General features: G+C 56.9%; 23 protein-coding genes. 11 read left to right on the top strand and 12 right to left on the bottom strand.

The features are described from left to right. Positions 1 to 1,005, bottom strand: a 1,005-nt coding sequence (gene parM / locus OKB77_RS20715) for a ParM/StbA family protein (protein WP_270818418.1), incomplete at its 3' end; no start/stop codon positions are given. Between the two features lie 650 nt (positions 1,006 to 1,655). On the opposite strand from parM, the gene OKB77_RS20710 reads away from it, so the two are divergent. Together OKB77_RS20710 and OKB77_RS20705 are read left to right on the top strand one after the other, a co-directional pair. Further along, a complete protein-coding gene (locus OKB77_RS20710; protein ID WP_270818416.1) occupies positions 1,656 to 2,447 on the top strand; it encodes a hypothetical protein in 792 nt (263 codons plus the stop codon). Continuing rightward, positions 2,447 to 3,952 (top strand): terminase, encoded by a 1,506-nt coding sequence (locus OKB77_RS20705; RefSeq protein ID WP_270818415.1) that lies wholly within the window; start codon positions 2,447 to 2,449, stop codon positions 3,950 to 3,952. The genes OKB77_RS20710 and OKB77_RS20705 overlap by 1 nt, the downstream gene beginning before the upstream one ends. 48 nt (positions 3,953 to 4,000) lie before the next feature. Here the strand turns inward: OKB77_RS20705 and OKB77_RS20700 are convergent, their stop codons facing one another. The 3 genes from OKB77_RS20700 to OKB77_RS20690 all read right to left on the bottom strand — a co-directional run bounded on the left by OKB77_RS20700 (position 4,001) and on the right by OKB77_RS20690 (position 5,384). Next, positions 4,001 to 4,771 (bottom strand): hypothetical protein, encoded by a 771-nt coding sequence (locus tag OKB77_RS20700; protein ID WP_270818414.1) that lies wholly within the window; start codon positions 4,769 to 4,771, stop codon positions 4,001 to 4,003. A gap of 128 nt (positions 4,772 to 4,899) precedes the next feature. Continuing rightward, positions 4,900 to 5,196 carry a hypothetical protein gene (locus OKB77_RS20695; RefSeq protein WP_270818413.1) on the bottom strand — a complete coding sequence of 99 codons (297 nt, stop codon included), beginning with the start codon at positions 5,194 to 5,196 and terminating at the stop codon, positions 4,900 to 4,902. Next, on the bottom strand, positions 5,196 to 5,384 hold the full coding sequence (locus OKB77_RS20690) for a hypothetical protein (protein WP_270818412.1): 189 nt from the start codon (positions 5,382 to 5,384) through the stop codon (positions 5,196 to 5,198). Before OKB77_RS20690 ends, OKB77_RS20695 begins: the two co-directional genes overlap by 1 nt. 754 nt (positions 5,385 to 6,138) lie before the next feature. Between OKB77_RS20690 and OKB77_RS20685 the strand changes: the two genes are divergently transcribed. Beyond that, the gene (locus tag OKB77_RS20685) at positions 6,139 to 6,753 is read left to right on the top strand and encodes a tyrosine-type recombinase/integrase (RefSeq protein ID WP_270818411.1); all 615 of its coding nucleotides are present in this window, start codon (positions 6,139 to 6,141) and stop codon (positions 6,751 to 6,753) included. 150 nt (positions 6,754 to 6,903) lie between these two features. Here the strand turns inward: OKB77_RS20685 and OKB77_RS20680 are convergent, their stop codons facing one another. The 8 genes from OKB77_RS20680 to OKB77_RS20645 all read right to left on the bottom strand — a co-directional run bounded on the left by OKB77_RS20680 (position 6,904) and on the right by OKB77_RS20645 (position 10,610). Next, the gene (locus OKB77_RS20680; RefSeq protein WP_270818410.1) at positions 6,904 to 7,548 is read right to left on the bottom strand and encodes a hypothetical protein; all 645 of its coding nucleotides are present in this window, start codon (positions 7,546 to 7,548) and stop codon (positions 6,904 to 6,906) included. A 178-nt stretch (positions 7,549 to 7,726) separates the two neighbouring features. Beyond that, complete coding sequence (locus OKB77_RS20675) at positions 7,727 to 8,062, bottom strand: Lar family restriction alleviation protein (RefSeq protein WP_270818409.1); 336 nt, start codon at positions 8,060 to 8,062, stop codon at positions 7,727 to 7,729. A gap of 12 nt (positions 8,063 to 8,074) precedes the next feature. After that, positions 8,075 to 8,272 (bottom strand): hypothetical protein, encoded by a 198-nt coding sequence (locus OKB77_RS20670; RefSeq protein ID WP_270818408.1) that lies wholly within the window; start codon positions 8,270 to 8,272, stop codon positions 8,075 to 8,077. Between the two features lie 9 nt (positions 8,273 to 8,281). After that, on the bottom strand, positions 8,282 to 8,578 hold the full coding sequence (locus OKB77_RS20665; protein ID WP_270818407.1) for a hypothetical protein: 297 nt from the start codon (positions 8,576 to 8,578) through the stop codon (positions 8,282 to 8,284). Beyond that, a complete protein-coding gene (locus OKB77_RS20660; RefSeq protein ID WP_270818406.1) occupies positions 8,575 to 8,979 on the bottom strand; it encodes a hypothetical protein in 405 nt (134 codons plus the stop codon). The genes OKB77_RS20665 and OKB77_RS20660 overlap by 4 nt, the downstream gene beginning before the upstream one ends. 63 nt (positions 8,980 to 9,042) lie before the next feature. Then, positions 9,043 to 9,852, bottom strand: a complete 810-nt coding sequence (locus OKB77_RS20655) for a hypothetical protein (RefSeq protein ID WP_270818405.1) — start codon at positions 9,850 to 9,852, stop codon at positions 9,043 to 9,045. A 95-nt stretch (positions 9,853 to 9,947) separates the two neighbouring features. Then, positions 9,948 to 10,166, bottom strand: a complete 219-nt coding sequence (locus tag OKB77_RS20650) for a helix-turn-helix domain-containing protein (protein WP_270818404.1) — start codon at positions 10,164 to 10,166, stop codon at positions 9,948 to 9,950. Positions 10,167 to 10,241: 75 nt separating this feature from the next. Continuing rightward, entirely contained in the window at positions 10,242 to 10,610 is a 369-nt protein-coding gene (locus tag OKB77_RS20645; protein ID WP_270818403.1) for a hypothetical protein, read from the bottom strand. Between the two features lie 206 nt (positions 10,611 to 10,816). On the opposite strand from OKB77_RS20645, the gene OKB77_RS20640 reads away from it, so the two are divergent. From OKB77_RS20640 to OKB77_RS20605, 8 genes are all read left to right on the top strand, one after another. Next, entirely contained in the window at positions 10,817 to 11,143 is a 327-nt protein-coding gene (locus tag OKB77_RS20640) for a hypothetical protein (protein ID WP_270818402.1), read from the top strand. Between the two features lie 47 nt (positions 11,144 to 11,190). Continuing rightward, positions 11,191 to 11,382 (top strand): helix-turn-helix domain-containing protein, encoded by a 192-nt coding sequence (locus OKB77_RS20635; protein WP_204524146.1) that lies wholly within the window; start codon positions 11,191 to 11,193, stop codon positions 11,380 to 11,382. A gap of 378 nt (positions 11,383 to 11,760) precedes the next feature. Beyond that, entirely contained in the window at positions 11,761 to 12,234 is a 474-nt protein-coding gene (locus OKB77_RS20630; RefSeq protein ID WP_270818401.1) for a hypothetical protein, read from the top strand. After that, the gene (locus OKB77_RS20625) at positions 12,231 to 12,680 is read left to right on the top strand and encodes a hypothetical protein (RefSeq protein WP_270818400.1); all 450 of its coding nucleotides are present in this window, start codon (positions 12,231 to 12,233) and stop codon (positions 12,678 to 12,680) included. Before OKB77_RS20630 ends, OKB77_RS20625 begins: the two co-directional genes overlap by 4 nt. Further along, positions 12,677 to 12,874, top strand: coding sequence for a hypothetical protein (locus OKB77_RS20620; RefSeq protein ID WP_270818399.1), 198 nt, complete (start codon positions 12,677 to 12,679; stop codon positions 12,872 to 12,874). The genes OKB77_RS20625 and OKB77_RS20620 overlap by 4 nt, the downstream gene beginning before the upstream one ends. Beyond that, entirely contained in the window at positions 12,871 to 13,194 is a 324-nt protein-coding gene (locus tag OKB77_RS20615; protein WP_270818398.1) for a hypothetical protein, read from the top strand. The genes OKB77_RS20620 and OKB77_RS20615 overlap by 4 nt, the downstream gene beginning before the upstream one ends. A gap of 35 nt (positions 13,195 to 13,229) precedes the next feature. Continuing rightward, on the top strand, positions 13,230 to 13,883 hold the full coding sequence (locus OKB77_RS20610; RefSeq protein ID WP_270818397.1) for a hypothetical protein: 654 nt from the start codon (positions 13,230 to 13,232) through the stop codon (positions 13,881 to 13,883). An 84-nt stretch (positions 13,884 to 13,967) separates the two neighbouring features. Then, positions 13,968 to 14,591 (top strand): Ref family recombination enhancement nuclease, encoded by a 624-nt coding sequence (locus OKB77_RS20605; RefSeq protein WP_270818396.1) that lies wholly within the window; start codon positions 13,968 to 13,970, stop codon positions 14,589 to 14,591. Positions 14,592 to 14,905 lie beyond the last annotated feature (314 nt).

Raw genomic sequence — 14,905 nt, 5'->3', positions numbered from 1 at the left:
AATGTCCACAACATATGGCCATGCCTTGGCGTGCTCGCGCAGCAAGTGAGCTCCCCCGCCCACGAAAACGACCCGGGTAAGCACGGCCTCATGGACACGAAGAATCTTGTGAATGCCATCGAGGATCAGCTCGTTCAGGGAGTCTGCCGCCTCGTTGATTTGCCTGGTTACATCAATGCGCTTGGCAATTGCATCAGGAGTCGTGGCGTTACTACCGATATAGCCGCGCTCGATCAGCGTCTTGAGGGTGGGGGAACTGGCGTTGGAGAGGTCTGGCAGCCCAAGCTCAATACTGTCGCGCATAAGCAGGGCGTGGAAGCGCTCAACCATGCGGTGTACGCCATGCTCATAAGTGGCAATGTCTTGGATCTCGTTGCCGGTAGTGATGATGGCGAGGTCACAGGTGAACTCGCCCAGGTCAACAACAAGGGTCGTATGCACATCAGGGTATTTACCAACATCTTCACCCGGCCGCGCCCCATAGGCGCAGTAGTAGTAAGCGGTCAGAGCCTCAGGGTATACGGACACAGAGAGAATGCGCGGCGGCTTGGCTGCGCCAAACGTGCTGGTGACCGCTTTCTTCAAAGAGGCTTGCTTGGCTTTGATGCGTTCTTCATTGAGGCGGTCGCCACCGGTTTTGCCCTTGTAATATTGGTTCACCGGTAGGGTGCAACCAATGGCAAGCAGTTGGCCGCCCAGCTTGGCTTTTACTAAGGTATCGACAACTAGCACTCGGGAGGCGTCAGAAATCTGGTAGTCGGGGGCAAGGGTGCTGATAGGGGACTGGGTGGTGCGGCGCACGGTGTAGTTGTGGTCACTGGTAGTCCAGACGCTCCCGTTGAGCTCGTCTGCCATGGATGCGGCTACATCGGCCTCTACAAGGGATGGCTGGGAATACTCAACCATGAAGCCTTCGGCGTCAGTGTAGGCGACGTTGATGTTACCGGAACCGTCATCTACGGCTACCAGTTGGATGTTTGGCTTCTCGGCAGGTTGCTTGGTCATTACGTTGTGCTCCTTGATGAATAAATATAGCGCGTTACAGCAGGGCTATTTTAGGGCCAAATCAGCGCCAAGCAATACCAAAAAGGCGCTGAGAGGTTCTTATTTGTGATGTTGGGGCGCTTTATGGCGCCAGCCGGTCAGTAAATGGGCGCCTGAAATGAGGGCTGCTCGCTCGGGTTAGATTGGGGCGCCCTGTTTGGGTTAATATCCTAACAGGTTTGACGTAACGGTAATTAATGACTATGGCACGCGAAAACTGGGAACTTCACAAAGCTCGCTATCGTGAGAGCTATTCGCACCTGTCTATTACCGACTACGCCAAAGAGATGGGCATCAACCCGAACACCGCCCGCCGAGCCATGGCGGGTGTTGCTGACCAGGGGAAGGCCAAGGAGGGAGAGCAGAAAGGGAAGGGCGATCAGAAAAGTGATCGATCCAAGGGTGATCAGGGCAAAAGTGATCGCAAAAGTGATCGTGCGATCACTTCCGGCAAAGTGATCGCATTGAGCGGCACCCCAAAGGCAAAAACAAAAAAGACAATAATATCAAAGCCTTACGGCTCCAATAAGCAGAGGGGCCAGCACGCACGCGATCAGTTGGCTGCCGCAGATCAAAAAAGCCAAAACAGTCGGCCTGATGACGACATTCTGATGCTGACGAGGCACGCCCAGGATCACACCGGCGGCTATGTCACCTATCTGGGGATGGATGACGACATACGGATGGCGGCCGAGATGCTGGCTATGGATGACGGCGATCTGATGCTGTCATGTGGCCGGTACCTGCAGATGGAGCGGGCCCAGAAAAACATACTGGCCCAGATAGAAGAGGACTATGACGCTGGCAAGTCATGGCCCTACCCCGGCACTGAGACCCCAATGCCCCGTTCGGTGGCAATCGCACAAGCTCTGATCTCCCCCTCTGACCGAATGACCGAGCTGATCAACTTCATCGGTCGCCGCAAGGTGTCAGCCGCCCGCCTGAGGCTGGATCAGCACCGCGCCCACCCCATTAGCGCCGAGCGCCAGATTGCCATCGTTGATGAGGCGCTGGATCTGCGAGAGGAGAAGCAGCTCACGGCCTTGGAGACTGCCTATCTGATAGAGCGTCATGGCATACGCCTACCCCGCGCCCTGGAAGCCGAGCTGCTGCGTGAAGTGTCGCTGATGGAAGCCAAGGTTGAAGAGGGTCAGGGCATCACTGATGACGAGCTGGATGTGCTGGCCCGCAAGTACCAGGAGAAGATGGCCGACCAGAAGGGGCCATGGCTCAAGAACCGCCGAGAGGAGGTGCAAGCCGCCATCGAGGCGGAGCTGGCCGCTCAGGTAAGCGATCAGCTGGACGAGGACGAGTATGCCGACCTCCCCCCTCCCGATTGGAGCGATGTGGATGGGGTAGAGCCGCTTACCGGCGAGGATGACGTACCAGGGGAGCATGGATAATGGCTCGCCTGCGCTCTATCACGAAAGACCCGCGCTACCCCGAGCTGGTGGCCAAGTACCGGTACGACTGGATAAGGGCGTCCGTTGACCTGTTCGGCAAGGAGCCGACATGGCAGCAGCAGATCATCTTGGAGGCCATCGAGGAGCCGGGTTCTAAGGTGTCGGTGTCGTCAGGCCACGGTACCGGCAAATCAGACATGACCTCCATCATGGTGATTTGCTACATGCTGTTCTTCCCGAACGCCATGGTGAACATCGTGGCCAACAAGATCTCCCAGGTGCAGCAGGTGGTCTGGAAGTATTTGCGCCTCAACTGGAAGGAGCTCTGCCGCCGTCACCCTTGGGTAGAGCAGTATTTCGTACTGACCGATACCACGTTCTACGAGATCACCGGCAAGGGCGTCTGGTTTGTGGCTCCCAAGGGTTGCCGTATCGGTAACGAGGAATCGCTGGCCGGTTCGCACGCCAAACACCTCCTCTACATCGTGGATGAGGCCTCCGGCGTCAGCGACAAGGCATTCGGTGTAATGACCGGCGCCTTGACGGAAGAGGACAACCGGATGCTCCTGTTGTCCCAGCCGACCCGTAACGGCGGCTTCTTCTATGACACTCATCACAAGCTAGTGAAGCGTGGGCCGGACGATAAGGACGGATGGACGGCGATAAAACTCAACTCCGAAGAGTCCCCTATCGTCAAAGTCGGCTTTATCCGCATGAAGTTGCGGGAGTATGGCGGCTCCCGGGATGCGCCGGAGTACATGATCAAGGTGCGCGGGGAGTTCCCCAAGTCGCTCGCTGGGTACCTGCTGACCCGCGATGAATGCGAGCGCTCAGGGCGGGCCAAGCCGCGGCTGGATGAGTCGTGGGGCTGGGTGCTCACAGTGGACGTTGGTAACGGCCGCGATAGCTCTGTGGCCAATCTGGCGCGGGTATCTGGCGACCGGTTCGAGCGGCGAGTGGTGCCGCATAGCGTGAAAGAGTGGCCAGGTACCATTGATCCGGTCAACTTCGGTCGCCTGATTGCGGCCGAATACCCCAGGGAGCAGTACCCCAACATCACCGTTGCGGTGGATGGTGACGGCGTGGGTGCTGATACGGCAACGATCCTCGAGGAGGCCGGTGTCGCCGTACACAGAATCCGTTGGGGCCAGCCCTGCTTCTCCGATGATGACAAGACTCGATTCCTGAACAAGCGCGCGCTGGCAAATATTATGGCGCGTGACGCTGTTAAGTCTGGTCGTTTGAAACTGGATACAAATGAGAAAACGCTAGACCAGGCATCCCGAATACCTTGTCGCCTGAACGAGCAGGGACAATGGTGCATGATGCCAAAGGATAAAATGCGCAAAGATCTCGGCCTTCCGTCACCGGATAGATGGGATACCTACTGCTTCCATTTTTTGACAGATTATATTCCGGCCGCAATGGTGATTACGGATGATATGAGGGCTGAACATGAATCTGTATCCGCGTGGGCCAAGGAATTGGTCGCGGAGGATATTTAATATGTACGCATGATGTTGTTTTCCATGTTTATTATCCCATTGTGGTTATTAATCAGTGACGACAACACCTGACTTCTGCTCTCGATAGCGTTTCTTTTGAGCCAGAAGTTCGCTTTCCCTGTATAGAATGCCCGCCACGCTCGGAAGCGAGCATTTAACTGGTTCGCACGAAAGAAAATCCAGCTTGTCCTTTCTTTCGGCCTGTTCCCGTTTCTTTTTGATTTGCACTCGTCCGCTGCGGTTGTCGATAAGGAAGCCGGAGAATGGGCAGCGCTCCCTGACCGTCTCGCCATCTGTCATAGTGAAAAGGCATATGGTCTCTGTGCCATTGCTATTGCGGCATCGGTAGTGCGTCTCGCCGTCAGCCTCCATGGCTGCAAGCTCCTCTCGTAGCTCATTAAGAACGTGGGTACTGGCAAAAGTAGAGGCCCGCTCAGCGTCTTTTTCCAAGGCTTTAATATGCCGCTTCATCCGGTCAACGATAATTCTTTTCTCAATCAATCGGGAGCTGGTGGCCGCATCAATATAAACCTTCACAACATCTACGTTATATATAATGCGGGGCGGTGGATTGAATATGTGAGAGTTCTCAGGAAATCTAACGGGGTCGATAGATACCAACTCATTAACCATATTATTCCATGTGTCTATTAATAGAGTGAAGTCGCGCAGTTCGCTTTCATTTCTAATAAACCCAACAGGTCTTACGACTTTATTATTTTTAATTTCATGGCTTATAGAATGACGATGAATAAGATCGATAAGGGTTTGGCGAAATTCCAGAAATTTCTGGTACTCTGCGATTCCATTTTTACTCATAGTTGGTGCTGCTCCTGTGTGCGTCAAACGACACTTTTTATCAGTGTATAGATAAGCAAAAAGCCCGAATCAGGTCAACTGTTCGGGCTAGGTGTTAGGATAATTATTGTTACGATTTGCGACAATACCTATAGATCAGAGCGCTTTAGTAGCTGGTCGCACCAGATCAAATGAGCAAAGAAGGCCATCAATGAGGCGACACCGGTTGGCAGGTTGGGGATGATCACCAGGAGCGCGTAGCTGGCCGGAGGGATAATGGCGGCCGATGCCCCCACACAAAAGAGTCCAGCGCCACTGGCGAAGAATAAAATGCTGCAACCAAGCAAAAAAACAACAGAGGCAATATGTGGCACGCCAGCCATGCAAAAGGATTGCCCCACCAGCAATCCACCAATAGTGGCCAGAACCAGATTTCGTAGGGTCATCACCAGATCTCATTCTCCTCAATATAAGCCTGAACCGCTGGCATGAATCGTGCCTGAATTTCTTGCAACTCCTTGTCGCTGGTCTCAACCGGAAGAGTGGCTAAATATGCCATCCAAATATCATTAGGTGAGTTAGAGAGCGCGCTTCCTATTATCGACTCTATGTTATATGGCAGTGCCTTGTTCATTATTGTCTCCAAGATCCCGGAGACAGGATGATAACCGCTCGCAAAAAGATCCGGCAATCTTTTTGAGTCTGCAAAATGGTGATCTGTCGCCAACCTTGACCGTAACTGAATAAAGTGATCGAAATCCCTTGTAATTTTGTTAAGCGTATCCGAACAAGTGGTTTGGTTCATTTGAACACAAATCAATGTCTGATAATTACAGTTATACGACATTGATGTATAATCCCTCGGGTAACCCCAACGTCAAGAAGCGAACAATATGCAACTCCCATCTATCCATTCCGGCTCATTGCCGGTTTCAAGCATTCCTCTCCAGCTCGACCGAGTTGGGCCAGACCAACTGGCCGAACTGATCGCCCAAGCGCGCCTTCGTGGCATTCGCCTGGAAGATTCCCCCGAAGTGCAGGAGGCCATGCGCCGGTTCCTCGAGCGGTTCAAATCCACCAGCGGCCGCTTCTCGAAAAATACATGGCGTCAGTTAGAGAGTAGCTGGTCACTTTTCGTTAAGTGGTGTGATAGCAATTCACTGATTCCACTACCCGCAGAACCGGAAACCGTTAATCGTTATCTCTCACATAGAGGGGTGACCGTTCACCGTAATAGCTTAAAGGTTGACCTCTGGGCGATCGGGCGCGTGCATCGGGCGGCCGGTTGCCCAAATCCGGCTGCTGACTCTCAGGTGACCGACTCGGCCGCCGCGATCAGCCGGCGGAAGGTGGAGGAAGAGGAGGAGGGGGTTAGCCAGGCAAGCGCCATGCGCGAAACCCATCTCGATGAGCTGCTGACCATGTGGCGGAAAAGCCCAAGCCTGACTGCTCGCCGGGATCTGGCTCTGCTGACGCTGGCCTATGAGACCATGCTCCGAGAGGCCGAACTGGCGCGGGTCAAGCTCAAGCACATCGCCATGCAGCCGGATGGCGGGGCGATCCTGACGATCCCTATCACCAAGACGAATCACAGCGGCGAACCGGAAAAAGTGGCCCTGTCCCGCCAGTGCATGATGCTCATTGTTGAGTACCTGGAGCTGGCCGGTCGGGAGCTGGATGCCTACAGCGATGCGGCGCTGCTGGGGAGTGTTAGCCGGTTCGGCAAGGCCTTGAAGCGGGGCGCTCCTCTCACAACCAAGACGATCGAGCGGGTGTTTGCCAGGGCACATAAGGCGCTGGGGCTGGATAAGCTCGGGGTGCGGCCGTGGTCGGGTCACTCCGCGCGGGTAGGGGCCGCCCAAGATCTGGCGGCTGACGGCTACAACGCCCTGCAGATCATGAAGGCGGGCCGGTGGTCGAGTGAGGTGATGGTGATGCGCTACTGCAGAGACATATTTGCCCATGAAGGGGCGATGGCCAAGCGCCGAGCTGGGCGGGTGTAGGTCAAGTGAGTTAAGGGTAATTCACGGTGAGTTTGCTTAATTCACCGGATTTGACTAAAAAGCGCTCGCCTCCAACTATCCGGTATTGCCGGATAGTTGGGGTGGTCTAGGGTAGATGTAAGAAGGGCGCCAGTTCGGCGCCCTTTCTGTTTATATCGTGATCTCTACGGGGTATGGCAACGGCTTGCAGGATATGATGGCCAGCTGCCATTCGTGCCCGCCGGTATTCCCCCATATCGTATCTGATAGGGAGTTCAGCGCGTCCTGAGAAAGGATCTGGTGCAGCTCCGCCTTGAGCACTTCATAGTGATAGACGTAGAGGCCGCGATACAGCGCCTCTGACATGCGAGCCTTCCAGAAGTGCATACCTTCGCCTGTCTGGAGGTTATCGCTCAGGATCACATCATAGCGCTTCAAGATGTAGCCGAAGAACACCGCGGCTGGCAGGTCACGCAGCACCGCCTTGTGTTGGAAGTCGGTGGAGCGCCATACGCGCTGCTGGGTGGCCGGTCGGCACTTGAGGTCTTTGTAGTGAACGATGATCACCTGGTTGTAGTAGACAACCTGCTTGAGGTTGTCATTTACCAGGGCGATCTCGAACTTCTCTTTGTCGAGTCGGGTTGTCACGCAGATCAGGCGGTATCCCGGCGTCAGGGGCAGCCCCAGCTCACCAGCAATCTCCTGAACGTGACCGTGCCCCACCAAGGCGTGATAGATAGCCCCGTTGGTTGCTGTCACTTCAAGGTCACGGAATGTCTCTGTGACTTTGGCGGCGTCTAGGATGAGTTGCGGCATAGCGTCCCGTAGATTGCTCATATTTGATTCACGCCTACTCTACCACCCGAAACGGGGCTGTTCCATAAGAATAGCATTGGCGGCCCATCTACGGCGCCGCGCCGCATCATTGCGTAACGGCTTTAATATGTTAAATAGGGGGCAATAGAAAAGGGGGCTTGATGCCCCCTTGATGGTGTCAGCTGCGCTCTCCCGGGAGGGCGGCCAGTGATGAATCTATGATGGCGGCCACCAGCTCAAACGCCTTGTTGCTGGTGGCTGCCCTGGCATTCCAAAACAGCACGGCGGCGTTTCTTGCCTCCTGTTCAAACTCCGGCGTCAGCTTGTTGTCGCCACCTGGGCCGCCGTGAGATATTGGGCCTCGAGCGCCGCACTCGCCGCACTCCACCGCGTTCCTGACATAGGCGCAAACGCGAACCTTTCCATGTTTATTGAGAGCCAAATCTTGGCGCTGGATGGGGATGATCTCTAGTTCTTCTTGTTGGCCGCAAAATGGGCACGGATGGATTTTCACTACCTCTTTCCTCTATTGCTTTGCATCTCTGCGAATGATGGCCTTCACTTCGGCCACCGGCGCCCCAAGGGGGACGCTTACTGTTCCGGCCGGTTCGCCGCCCCGGCTCTTGGTTATCTCGGTGTCACCCTTGAACCAGCACCATTCTGTGTCGCTGGTGGTGTCGGCCGCCTCAAGGATGCCGCACCGGTACTGAAAGTTGATGGCCATCGCGCCCCCTCAACTGAGTTCCCATGCTGCCAAGACTTCATCGCCCTCAAACTCAATCAAGGGCTCCCCGCTCTCCCATTCGTGCCATACATCGCCCACCTTGAATGCGAAGAGGTGAACAATATCCCCCTCCCCATCCCAGTTATCGCGGAACCGGATGGCATGGGTAGGGTGGATGGGCTGAGCCTTTTTCTCTGGTACCTCTACTATCAGCCCGCCCGCCTTTAGCCTCTCAATTGCGGCCTCTACCTGGTCTAGGCTGCAGTCGAGTGATTGCGCCAGATCTTGTGCGGTCATTGCCATCATGCTTTTCCTTGTTCTGTTGCTGCTGGGCCACCAGCAAGCCGTTCTTGCGCCATCATCAGCTCGTAGCCGGTGATCCTGTCCACCCCCTTTACATCCCTCTGGGGTGGCCGGATCTCCGTCCCGTTGACTGTGCCGGTCAATATCCATTGCCTGAGCTGGCCTATCGTCATCCCCAGCTGCTTGCCGGCGTCCTCCATGCGCCATGAGTGCTTGAATAGGAGGTCGTCTGTCACTGGGTCAAAGGTGCCCGCCGTCATGCGCTCAAGCGCTCTATGGGCCAGCTCCTTGGCCGTGTCGCCGTATCGGGCCGTGCTATAGGTTATCTTCTGGCCTTTGTGCTGGGCCGTCCATTGGCCCTTTGAGGCCTGAAAGGAGATCCCGGTCGGGAGTGGTTCGCTCACGGATGGTCTCTTGCTGTTGGTGTTTATGTTCTGCCCCGGCTGGTGGCCGGGGCGATGTAATGGCTATGCCGCCATGCCTGCCCTTACCGCGGCCTCGACACTATCTATGCTCGCCAGGCGCTTGGTGATTGCTTCCCGTATGTGCATCAGCACCAGCTCTTGATCCGCTCTGAGCTCCTGCTGGCGGGCCAGCACCTCTTTACCCCGCTTCTGTGAGTAGAGCGGCGCGTTCTGGAGGCTGCAAAACTCGCTCGAAAACTCAGACATTCCATTGCCAAGCGCCTTTACGGTCACCAGCTTGTAGGCGGCCAGAGCGTCCGGGGTGCAGATGATCCACTGCTCACCGACCAGGGCGGAGCGAGTGAGCCGTTCCCACTGTGCAAGCCTCTCATTCAAGGCGTTACGGCTGCTGGACAGGTCATCGAGCAGCTTCACCAGCTCTCCATTGGCCGCCTTGCTCGCGCTGGCCGCCTGCGGCTCCTGTTCCTGCTGGGGATACTCATAGACCAGCCCTGTTGCCTCACCCGCCCAAGGGGTGTAGTCGCCATCGTTCATTGCTCTGACGGATTCGGCGCTATCGCAGCCGATGCAGATCAGCACCCGGGCGGCAGTCGGGAACCGGCCCTTGATAGTCTCCAGCGCGGCCTTGAAGCCTTTCAGGGTCTTTGGCATATCCCAGCTTTCGCCGGTGGCCAGCAGGGTTTTACCTTCCGCATCTTCGGCCACCAGCACGGCGCCGCGGCTGCGAATAACCCGCAAGTCCCAGTTGTTGGCCGCATCCTGCTTGGCTTCGGCAAACAGATCGCTTTTCAGGGCGCAGATGGCGGCCCAAGTGGTCGGGAGCTGGCTGGTGGTTTGGGTCTGGTTAGTCATGGCGAATCTCTCCAAAGGAAGGGGCGGCGCCCCCTGATGAGAGATAATATAAGAAACATATTTCCGGTTATCAAGCGGAAAGTGGAAATATATTTCTACTCTGCGCCGTTAGCATAGGGCAGGCCGCGCAGCGCGTCATCATAGTAACCAGGGCGGTTAGGGTCAGAAATCATCTGGCCGATCCGGCGCTCTGTCAGCTCCCAGCGGTCAGCCAGGGCGCGCTGCGTCCAGCCCTTCTTCTTGAGCAGGGCTTTGATCTCCTCCTTGGTCATCATGGCTGGCATGGGGGCTGGCTTGGTGGTGGTCTTTGTCATTCCTACTACCTTCAATATCGAAATGGCGAAATATATTTCATGTTATGCGACTGGCGCCCCAGCTGCAAACGCCGGTCACTCCATGATGTTCAGGGCGGCCATTGAGGTGGCGATGATGTATCGCTCATGCAGGGCATAGTTTCGGGTTGGCGCGCTGGCCGCCTCGATGGCCTTCGCCAGTTCGGGATGGGAGCCGTTGAAGGTCGGCCGGTCGTGTGCGCCGCCATCCAGGCAGCGGATCTCCCACTCCCCAGCTCTGGGGTTCCATGTCAGGTAGGGCTGACGCCACCAGAGCATTAGTTCCTGCTGGGTTCGGCGCTCGTTCGACAGGTCGCGGGCTGGTGGGTTGGCAGGGTTTACCGGCACGCCATTGATAACGGCGTCCACCAGCTCAACTGGAGGAAGGGTGCAGGCCTGCTCGAGGGGGATGCTTGAGAAGATCATGGTTAACGCTCCAGGGTGAAAAGGCGGCCGGAATACTATACCGAGTTGCTAACAGGGCCGCCCACAGAAGTTGTGGATAAGCGTATTTATAGCGCGTTACGCCAAATAGAACCAGAAACATATTTCTGATAAATTTCTTGAAAGTGCGCCTCCACGGCGTATTATGTGCGAGTCGATACGCCTTGGCGGCGTATACAGGAGGTGACATGAAGCTAGCCATAGAGAGCCGCTTTATGCGGAGTAGGTGGGGCGCTGATGGCCGACCGATCGGCGGTAACGTGCTGAGCATTGTTGCCACTGCTGGAAGCGGTACCCGGCTGCAGCGCACAGATACCTTTACCTGCTTTGCTTTTCGTGAGGGTGACCTGGTTGATCTGACCGGCGAGGCAAAGGCAAATGCCCAAGCCGCACTCGAGCGCCTGCAGAAGGATGTGGACAAGGGCGAGCTGTTCCCTGGTCAATGGGTGGAGATCGAACCGGCGGCCGGTTCGCCTCAAGCTGTATACAGCATGAAGGGTGCAGAGTGGCTGTGACTACGGCAGAGATAGTCGAGCGCCTGCAGGCCTGCAGGACGGTAGAGTTGAGTACCCGAGACATAACCCCCACCAACATCCGAGCGGCCCGAGAGGCGCTGGATATTCCGGTTGGCGTAATGGCCATGAGGCTGGGAGTGGATCGGGATACTTACAGTAAATGGGAGCGCGGTGTCTGCCAGCCATCTGCCAGCGCCGTGACCACGATCCGGTGGTTTCTGGCCGGTCGGGTGCTATGACTCCCCTCCCCTGGTGGCAGCCGGTGATGTGTCTCGGGGTTAATGGTGCGCGTTATGTCTTGTGAATCCATTATCCTAACAGATCGCCCGTTTGGTATATTATGATGATACAGCGCAGTCAGATGGTGAAAGGCCGATTAATCCAGCTCACGGCGGCCCGCAATGCCGCTGGCCACCCCGTTGTTATTGCGGCGTGGCTGGTGGATGGCGCCGAGGTGCAGGAGGCGGCTATCGCCTTTCCGATGCGCTCCGATGGTACGGCGATAGCCTTTGTGGCAAGCGCAACTGAGGCGGTATTCATGAGGGCTCACGCCCAGCTAGAACCGCACTTTGAGCTTGTCGATAGGTTCATCGCTGGCATGAAAGAAGGTATGCAACGTGCAAAATCAAGAAGCAAATTCCCACCCGTTCAGCCTGGGTACCGCCGCCGTGGATAACTCCCCGCGCCGGTTCCCCGCGTCACTGGTTCCATCAATGATCCGCGCCAAGTTGAGCGGGTCAGCTATCAAGGTGTGCGTGCTGGTGGCCACCGACAAGGCTGAGCTGATGAAAACCATCCCTCAGGCCGTTATCAGCAACCCGGATATGAGGCGCGTTGCCAGCGAGAATGGCGATGCTCACATCTACCGTGGCACCGTCCAGTATCAGGGTTCTGGCAACAGCAACCCCTGCATGGTCATTTTGGCTGCCTCTCAGGACGATCCCGCATTCAGGTCTGCCAAGTTCGCAGCTGGTGGCGAGCCGATGCAGGTGATCGCCCTGCACGATGGCGCGCTGGCCAAGGGCAGCTGCTTTGAGGCGCTGGTTCGCCAGCTCTGTGCTGAGCCGATGCAACTGGAGGGCGGTCTGTGAGCGTATCCAGCGGAATGCTGAGTGTGATCGTCTCCATGATGGAGTTTGGCGAATCCCCGTTCCTGAGCGTGGCCTACGATCCCGATCAGGATGCCTATACCGGCGTCTCCCCCTGCTCCGCCCTCTCCAAGCTGGAGAGGATGGGCTTTGTTCGGGTGATGGACGTTCAACCGGCGGCCGTGGGCGATTGCGCCACTGTTCGCCTGGAGGCTCGCTCCGACTTCCTGAGCGCCTTTGCTGCTGGGGTGCGGGAGTTCGAGAACGGGCGGGATCTCTACTACGCCGACTACTCACAGCACCCCTTCGCCTTCTCTTGCGGCCACCAGCACGCTGCAGCTCGGGCCAAGCGCCCCTGCAAGCCCTATCGTGCCTCTGCTGGCTACATGTGCCATGGCTTCCTTGATGCCGACAACGGCGAGACCCGTTTCATGCAGGGGGGCGAATGATCGCCGTCATCGACAAGGTAGTGCTCGACTCTATGGCGCTGGCCAAGGCCTACCTGGTGAAAGAGGGCTACACGAAAGTTAAGCGCCAGCGCCAGTGTCAGCTGCAATGGTGGATGCGTGGCTCTCGCCATGCAGCGGTAGTAGAAAGCAGCCCAACAGGCCGCGTAATTGTGAAAACAGGTGTTAACGCATGACCGAATTAATTGAGGTGACGATGGACAGCATGGACTGCAGCGCCGAGGCAAAGCAGTTTATCGACCAGTGCCTTGCTGCCCGCCCGGATGGCGAGCGCCTACCTGAGACAGCCAAGATTATGGCCGCCGGTATGGATGCCATGTCCTCTACGTTCAGCGAGCTGCTGGCCCGCAACGTGACGCCTCAAGAGCTGCTGCTGATGATCGCCAGTGCCATGGATGCCACTGAAACCGAGCATGGCAGCCTGCTTGATGTTGAATCCAAGTTCATCTCCGAGATGAAAGATCCCGCCGAACCGGCAAAACCCACAACCCACTAACCCAAGGCCTCAGGCCGCAACAAAAAGGTAATAGCGTGAACAACACCCAAGAGCAGAGCAATATCACCGAGCAGAAAGTCGAAGGCCAAGAGCAGGTGCAGGAGCAGGCGGCCCCGCAACTGACCGCCGAAGAGATCCTGCGCATCAACATGGCCAACAACTACTTCAAGCACTGCGTTAACTCTCGCGTGGTGGAGTGCAAGGAGACCGGCGCCAATCCGTTGCATATCGGCTCTGTTGATTCTCTGGTTGTCCTGCTGGGGCAGGTTCTCAATGTGAGCGAAGGCGATCCGCATGTGCTCCAACAGCAAGTTGGCGCCGTCATGCAGGCGCTCAACACCATCTCTATCGGTAGCGACTCCCTGAGCGTGATCATGGCTCGCCAGATGATCGGTCAGGCGGCCGACCAAGGCCAAGCCTTCTCTCTGATTGGCCACCTGCAGGACGTAGCCCAGCAGCATATGGCTAATGCCTCCATGAATGAGATGGCCCAGCTGGTGGCTTCCATGCAGGCGCCGGTTCAGCCAGCCAACTCCCCCATGGCCCCCTTCCCTGCTGGTGCAGAAGAGGTACCGGCCGTGAATGCCGTTGATGAGCCGAAGAAGGGCGAGGAAGAAGAGGCCGAACCGGCCGAACCGGCCGAGGTGGAGGCAGAGGAGCCGAAAAAAGAGGTAGAAACCGCCGAATAACAGGCATCAAAAAGCCCCTCCGAGGAGGGGCCATTGAATTGATCGGCTGTAACGCCAAATCAAGAAGCAGGGACATGGTAAGCGATGCGAACAACAGACGCAAACCCATTTGATAAAGTCAAAGCTCGACAGGAGCGCGCCAGAGAGCGTCAGCGGGCCAAGCTGGCTGACCCGACCTATCAGGCAAAGCAGCGCGAGAAGCAGAAAGCAGCGGCCGATAGGGCTATCCAGCGCCGCCGTGAGCTGGTGGCCTCCCCAGAGTACCAAGAGCGCCAGAAGGTGAAGCAGGCCGAGGCCCAGCAGCGCCGACAGTGCGCCCCGAAGAAGCCCAAGAAGGCCACCAGCAGCCCCAAGAAGCGGGCCAAGGGTATGCCAGGGCGAACCCCGACCGCCGATGAGCGCCGGGTGATGGACGCAATCGGCCAGTTGCCGTGCATCTGCTGCGAAATGATGGGGCGATACAACCCCGTTATCTCTTTGCACCACACGAAGGGGCGCACGGCGCCGGAGTGCCACAAGTATGTTCTGCCCCTGTGCGCTGGCCACCATGACACACCGGTACCGCCCGAAGTGCTCCAGCAGTACCCAGACATGATCCCCCGCCATGCTAAGGGCTCTCTTGGTGGCCCTGGTGCATGGCGCCGCCTGTTCGGTACCGAGGAGGCGCTGGTGCAGGCCGTCTGGGAACGTGCGGGGGTATCTTCCTAACAAATGGCCCTGTTCCGGTTATTGTGTCGGCTGATCGGCTCTCGTAGAATCGTCTACGTGTTAGCCACCAGCGACACACGGTTAAGGCAAAGCTCCGCTCTTTGAATGCCGTCCCCTCTAACGAGGGGGCAACCGCAAAGGTTCTACTCAGAGTCTTTCCGGTTGCGGGCCTATCTCCTGATGTTTCTCCCGTTCCCACTGCAGTGCATCGGGCCCGCAACAAACTGAGGAAGGTAACAACGGGGTGCATCCTTTTCGGTTCCTCAGGCCGTTTGGGGTGCAGCGCCGCTGTTTCCTGTGATGGCAGTGATGCT

Source organism: Aeromonas sp. Y318-3 (assembly GCF_027706185.1).
GTDB classification, from domain to species: domain Bacteria; phylum Pseudomonadota; class Gammaproteobacteria; order Enterobacterales; family Aeromonadaceae; genus Aeromonas; species Aeromonas veronii.
This window is presented reverse-complemented; position numbering and strand designations above follow the sequence as displayed.

Bases quoted from the DNA above. Each gene is read 5' to 3' on its own strand.
- OKB77_RS20680 (WP_270818410.1), bottom strand. From the start codon at position 7,548: ATGCCGCAACTCATCCTAGACGCCGCCAAAGTCACAGAGACATTCCGT.
- OKB77_RS20620 (WP_270818399.1), top strand. From the start codon at position 12,677: ATGATCGCCGTCATCGACAAGGTAGTGCTCGACTCTATGGCGCTGGCC.
- OKB77_RS20665 (WP_270818407.1), bottom strand. From the start codon at position 8,578: ATGATGGCAATGACCGCACAAGATCTGGCGCAATCACTCGACTGCAGC.
- OKB77_RS20710 (WP_270818416.1), top strand. From the start codon at position 1,656: ATGCTGACGAGGCACGCCCAGGATCACACCGGCGGCTATGTCACCTAT.
- OKB77_RS20645 (WP_270818403.1), bottom strand. From the start codon at position 10,610: ATGATCTTCTCAAGCATCCCCCTCGAGCAGGCCTGCACCCTTCCTCCA.
- OKB77_RS20700 (WP_270818414.1), bottom strand. From the start codon at position 4,771: ATGAGTAAAAATGGAATCGCAGAGTACCAGAAATTTCTGGAATTTCGC.
- OKB77_RS20705 (WP_270818415.1), top strand. From the start codon at position 2,447: ATGGCTCGCCTGCGCTCTATCACGAAAGACCCGCGCTACCCCGAGCTG.
- OKB77_RS20615 (WP_270818398.1), top strand. From the start codon at position 12,871: ATGACCGAATTAATTGAGGTGACGATGGACAGCATGGACTGCAGCGCC.
- OKB77_RS20640 (WP_270818402.1), top strand. From the start codon at position 10,817: ATGAAGCTAGCCATAGAGAGCCGCTTTATGCGGAGTAGGTGGGGCGCT.
- OKB77_RS20685 (WP_270818411.1), top strand. From the start codon at position 6,139: ATGCGCGAAACCCATCTCGATGAGCTGCTGACCATGTGGCGGAAAAGC.
- OKB77_RS20695 (WP_270818413.1), bottom strand. From the start codon at position 5,196: ATGACCCTACGAAATCTGGTTCTGGCCACTATTGGTGGATTGCTGGTG.
- OKB77_RS20690 (WP_270818412.1), bottom strand. From the start codon at position 5,384: ATGAACAAGGCACTGCCATATAACATAGAGTCGATAATAGGAAGCGCG.
- OKB77_RS20605 (WP_270818396.1), top strand. From the start codon at position 13,968: ATGCGAACAACAGACGCAAACCCATTTGATAAAGTCAAAGCTCGACAG.
- OKB77_RS20655 (WP_270818405.1), bottom strand. From the start codon at position 9,852: ATGACTAACCAGACCCAAACCACCAGCCAGCTCCCGACCACTTGGGCC.
- OKB77_RS20650 (WP_270818404.1), bottom strand. From the start codon at position 10,166: ATGACAAAGACCACCACCAAGCCAGCCCCCATGCCAGCCATGATGACC.
- OKB77_RS20670 (WP_270818408.1), bottom strand. From the start codon at position 8,272: ATGGCCATCAACTTTCAGTACCGGTGCGGCATCCTTGAGGCGGCCGAC.